Annotated in this window: 2 protein-coding genes and 1 pseudogene; 2 read left to right on the forward strand and 1 reads right to left on the reverse strand. The window is 67.4% G+C overall.

From position 1 onward, the window contains the following. Both tuf and Q8L83_RS11760 read left to right on the forward strand, forming a co-directional pair. Window positions 1–133 (forward strand): annotated as a pseudogene (tuf, locus tag Q8L83_RS11755) (elongation factor Tu); the annotation flags it as partial. 211 nt (window positions 134–344) lie between these two features. After that, the gene (locus Q8L83_RS11760; RefSeq protein ID WP_305287138.1) at window positions 345–1,190 is read left to right on the forward strand and encodes a GIN domain-containing protein; all 846 of its coding nucleotides are present in this window, start codon (window positions 345–347) and stop codon (window positions 1,188–1,190) included. Between the two features lie 51 nt (window positions 1,191–1,241). Here the strand turns inward: Q8L83_RS11760 and Q8L83_RS11765 are convergent. Continuing rightward, window positions 1,242–1,543, reverse strand: a 302-nt coding sequence (locus Q8L83_RS11765) for a hypothetical protein (RefSeq protein WP_305287140.1), incomplete at its 5' end; no start/stop codon positions are given.

A 1,543-nucleotide genomic window follows, 5' to 3' on the forward strand; every position in this document is an offset into this window, starting at 1 on the left:
CATGCCGGGCGACAACGCCGAGCTGGACGTTGAGCTGATCACCCCGATCGCCATGGACCAGGGCCTGCGCTTCGCCATCCGCGAAGGCGGCCGTACGGTCGGCGCCGGCGTCGTGGCCAAGATCGTCGAATAGTCCAAGGCGTCACAGCCTGACCTAAGACCAAGGCCGTCGGGGGAAACCCCGGCGGCCTTTCTCTTTGGGTGATGTCTGGGCGGTGCAGGGGAGGGCGCCCCAGGCCCTCGCCCGTCTCCCCGGATGACCTCGGTGTCATGACCTCGAATTAAGCTGTGTCGGCCCCTGAGCCCCGCTAGCGTCCTCGTCAGACGAAAGAAGGGGAGCGCTCATGCGCCGTTCGATGATGATTTCCGGCCTCGCCCTGGCCGGGCTGGCCATGGCCGGCGCCGCTCAGGCCGCCCAGGTCAGTGTTAAGGACGCGGTCGCGCGGGTGGTGATCGTGCCCGAGGATCGCCAAGACATCCGCGTCGATATCCTGCACGCCAATCCCAGCCTGCCGCTTCAGGTGCGGACCCAGGACGCCGAGGTGATCGTCGATGGCGATCTCGACCGCAACATTCGCTCCTGCCGAACCCGTGGCGGCCGTCCCTCCGTCACGGTGTCGGGCGTGGGGGAGGTGGCCTATGACGACATGCCCCAGGTCGTGATCCGCACGCCCCGGGACGCCGACGTCTCGGTCGGCGGGGCCGTGTTCGGATCGGTGGGCCGCAGCCAGAGCCTGAGCTTCGCCAACGCCGGCTGCGGAGACTGGACCATCGCCAATGTGGCCGGCAAGCTCAGCCTGTCCCAGGCCGGGTCCGGCGATCTCCGGGGCGGCAACGCCGGCGAGACGGATCTGCGGGTGGCGGGCTCCGGCGATCTCACCCTGCGCCAGGTGCGCGGCCCCCTGAAGATCGATGTGGCGGGCTCGGGCGACGTCAAGGTGGCCGAGGTGACCGGGCCTCTGCTGCAGGTCCGGATCGCCGGCGCAGGCGACGTGCATGTGGCCGCCGGCCAGGTGGAGACCTTCAACGCCACCATAGCCGGATCCGGCGACGCCAAGTTCGGCGGCGAATCGGGCGCCATGCAGGCGCGCATCATTGGCTCCGGCGATGTCGAGGCGCGACGGGTTCGCGGCGCAATTGAGCGCTCCGTCATAGGTTCGGGCGCTGTAACCGTCGATGAGACCCCGTGATTGGGTCGATCTGCGGCTTGCAGCCCTTGACGGGAGCGAGTCGCATGGGTACTAACGCGCCTCCTGTTGGACCGGCTGTGCGGCTTCTGTCGCAGACGCGGTCCGCAGAACGACCTGGGATCGATGGCTTCGGCTGAGGTTCCAGGGGGTGGCCCTCGCGGTTACGCGCGGGCCGAATTCGTTTTTGCGGGCTACGCGTACGGCGCCTTTCGCTTTGGAGGCTCCGGAGTTGGTCTTTGAAATGGTCAAAGTCACGCGGGCGGACCGCCGTCTGTAGGGAAAATTAAGAGCGATATGGATCGTCAGAACATCCGCATCCGGCTCAAGGCCTTCGATCACCGCGTGCTGGATCA

The organism is Phenylobacterium sp., from assembly GCF_030680185.1.
Taxonomy (GTDB): domain Bacteria; phylum Pseudomonadota; class Alphaproteobacteria; order Caulobacterales; family Caulobacteraceae; genus Phenylobacterium.

Bases quoted from the DNA above. Each gene is read 5' to 3' on its own strand.
- Q8L83_RS11760 (WP_305287138.1), top strand. From the start codon at position 345: ATGCGCCGTTCGATGATGATTTCCGGCCTCGCCCTGGCCGGGCTGGCC.